The 3,272-nt window shown below is 53.4% G+C and carries 4 protein-coding genes; all 4 read right to left on the reverse strand.

All coding sequences use genetic code 11. The features are described 5' to 3' along the window. Positions 1-242 precede the first annotated feature (242 nt). A complete protein-coding gene (locus IGR76_10840) occupies positions 243-1,634 on the reverse strand; it encodes a cytochrome P450 (protein MBF2078989.1) in 1,392 nt (463 codons plus the stop codon). A gap of 45 nt (positions 1,635-1,679) precedes the next feature. Then, positions 1,680-2,396, reverse strand: a complete 717-nt coding sequence (locus IGR76_10845) for a hypothetical protein (protein MBF2078990.1) — start codon at positions 2,394-2,396, stop codon at positions 1,680-1,682. A gap of 14 nt (positions 2,397-2,410) precedes the next feature. Continuing rightward, positions 2,411-2,962 carry a hypothetical protein gene (locus IGR76_10850; protein ID MBF2078991.1) on the reverse strand — a complete coding sequence of 184 codons (552 nt, stop codon included), beginning with the start codon at positions 2,960-2,962 and terminating at the stop codon, positions 2,411-2,413. A 54-nt stretch (positions 2,963-3,016) separates the two neighbouring features. Further along, the coding region (locus IGR76_10855) for a hypothetical protein (GenBank protein MBF2078992.1) at positions 3,017-3,272 on the reverse strand (256 nt) is incomplete at its 5' end.

Raw genomic sequence — 3,272 nt, forward strand, 5'->3', positions numbered from 1 at the left:
AGCACTATTTCAGAGACCCCTCCCAACCTCCCCTTACCCTAGACGCGAAGCGGCTTCCCGCAGGGTAGGGGAGGTGCCGTCAGGCGGTGGGGTTTAGTGCCACCCTATAGCAGGATTTCGTATGATACGGTGCTAACCGTGATGTTTCCAGACATGAACATCTTGCACTTTGGAAAATCCTAAAGTGTTACCAAAGGGATGAGGCATGTGCTCAAGCTGCACAATAGACGTAGGATGCTGGTCTAGAAAACCATAGCATCAGAGGCGATCGCCCCGCTTTCTGGTTTAGAGCGTTTGCCGATCATCCGCAGGGAGACGCCTCTGGAGGGGGCTAGGGTCACGCCACGACGACGGGGGACCTCAGACCGCGAATCCGCCAACTCCATTTGATAGTTCATCATGGCCGTGGCGATCGCCAGCTTCATTTCGTAGAGGGCCAACGCCTCCCCTACACAGCGGCGTGCGCCATTCCCAAAAGGGATGAACTCATAGGGAGAATATTTCTTTTCCAAAAAGCGTTCGGGGCGGAAGGCTTTGGGATTGGGATAGAGATCGTCACGTTGAAGGGTCAGGTACATGCAGCCCATGAAGATCGTGCCTGCCTCAAACTGGTAGCCCAGAATCTCCACAGGTTCTTGAGCCACCCGGGGGAACGTCAGCATCGCTACGGGATTCCGGCGCAGAGTCTCTTGGCATACGGCAGTCAAGTAGGGCTGTTTGGCAATCGTCATAGGATCGGTTTCCCCATCCAGACTATCCAGTTCTGCGAGCAGTTTTGTTTTAACCTCTGGGCAGCGATGGAGCCAGTAGAGTGCCCAAGCCATCGCTGTTGCTGTTGTTTCATGTCCTGCAAAGAGCAGCGTCATGATCTCATCCCGCAGTTCTTTGTCGGTCATGGGTTGTCCTTCCTCGTCCCGTGCCGCCATCATCAGCGACAGAATATCGGTGCGGCTGTCATCGGGATGGGTGCGACGGTCTTGAAGTTCGGCGTAGATCAGATGATCAAGCTGCTCGCGAAGCTGCAAAAAATAGCCCCACGGACTGCGCGGCCCCCAGTTCTTTTGCAAGGACTTGAAAAATAGGAGTGCCGAAGCCAACGGTGAGCTAAAGCGATCGGCCATTGCAGTCAATAGAGTTTTGATCTGCTGGCTTTTTTCGCCTTCTGATAGACCAAACACAATATCAAAGATGATTTGAAGAGAGACTTGTTGGGTAATGGTACGGGCTGAAAAGGTCTCTCCGGGGGGAATCGCGTCAAAGATAGATTGGGTGAGTTTACAGATCGTTTCACCATAGATCGACAGGCGATCGCCATGGAAGGAGGGCATGATAAGCTGGCGTCGCTGCTTGTGGCGATCGCCCTCAATCGCAATCACAGAGGCATCCCCAATCAGGGGTTCTAGGATTAGATTTAACTCTCCAGAGGCATGAAACAGCTTGCGATCGTTCATCAAAATATACTGTATCGCTTGGGGATGGCTGACGATCACAATATCATCGCCAAAGCCAATGCCAGGACTTCTAAACAGGTCTGGGTAGCGTTGATGGGTACATTCCAAGTAGCCCACGGGATCGAGAATCCACTGCAAGCGTTGGAGGGCAGGCAAGCGTTTGGGGGATTCCAGCGTTTTCATAGGCGTGGGGGACGTTTGCAGAACGGGTTACGCATAGTATACCGATCATTCCGACGTCGAGCCAGGTTCATCTGAATCGTTGATTGACCAATGGGCAACATAGACACCACTAGGAGCGTAGAAGTCATCAGCGGATTGGTACAGCGAGGCTATATTTCCCAGCAATAGCCCTAGCCAGAGTTCGACTAGCGGTCGATTCATTGCCTGTTGAAGATCTACTAAGCGAACAGACTCTACTGTATTGCCGAGGTGACGATGGAGATACTGAGCGATCGCCCCAACCCAAGCCGATACATCTTCATCATGAGCCACAGCGATCGCCCGTTCATAGGCTCGTGTCTCTTCTTCAATGAGATCCAGCAAATCTCCTTTGGGCATTGCTTGCACCACCGATTGAATCGGCAGTGATGGTCGTTCGCGGGGAGAATAATGGGGAGTATAGGGTTGGAGAGCATCCTCCAAATTAAGCTGCATCGACTGACGCAACACACCCGCCAGCAGTGCCGCGTCCAAAATCGGTTCGTGGGCTACCGGACTATAGCGCTGCTCCCATTCACCCAAGAGTTCCGTTGCCTTAGCTTCAATCAGGGTCGCTAACTGGGCGATCGCCTGTGCCCCGGTTTGAAGCTGAGCCTCATCGGGTAACTGACAAAGCTGAGATTCCAACGATGCCCATAGGGATTTGACGCTGCTGGTTTTTGGTGCGGTTAAGGCCGCCTGAATCTGAATATTAAACGGAAGTTCTAGCTGTTTGCCGTCCATGCGCTGCCTCCTGGCTAGTCCTGCGTGTAGGGACAGGGCACAATCGGACATCCGTGGACGGGCACCTCTTTGACCACGTCCTCGAACCGTGAAATCCCAAATTGCTGCAAGAGTGCCAGCATTTGCCGAATGTAGTCGCCCACCTCATCCCCTCTCATGCCCATACAATGAACAGCAGGAATTCCGGCAATGAGGCGATCGCCCTGCCAAACCTCGGCAGCCACCGCATGAACAGGCGCATCGGCAGCTTGACGATAGAGCACGAGCACCGCTGCACAGATTTTCGGAATTGGAGGTGGAGACAGGATCAGCATTCCAGACGAGGGCGTGACTTGGTCAGTTGCAGATTGCATGAGGCGATCGCGGCGACGTTTCAGCAGTTTGCGGTGGGCATTATGCTCGGCACGATAGCGGTAGTGATGGCGGCGGCGGTGGCAATCATAGCCCAATTGACGACTATCACGCGGATTCCAGCAGCCATCCCCCTCCTCTCCATGCAGGGCGATCGCCTCTTCGGCGGATAAGGTCGCACAATGCTTACATTTGTGATTTACAGGACGAGCCATGACTTTGTTCCCTCATGCTAAATGGCAAGGGCTCCGAATCGGTAAGAGAAGCGATCATGTCGGTTCCTCCAGGGATTGCTCTAACAGCGTGATAATCGCCTCGAACTCGTTCACGGTTTTGGGAAGCTGATCCCAGTCAAAATCGTCAAGCTGTTGGGCGAGGTGGGTTGCATAGGTTTTGAGTAAGGGATGAGGATAGGCGATTGCTAGCTGCTGGATGTGGGCTGCAAACTCTTCTAGTTCATCGAGGACGAGCGTATGCCGGAGGGAGTCCCACTGGGTGGTTTGAAGCTGTTTGAGTTCTGTTAAT

Origin of the sequence: Synechococcales cyanobacterium T60_A2020_003, from assembly GCA_015272205.1 — a bacterium.
GTDB lineage: Bacteria > Cyanobacteriota > Cyanobacteriia > RECH01 > RECH01 > JACYMB01.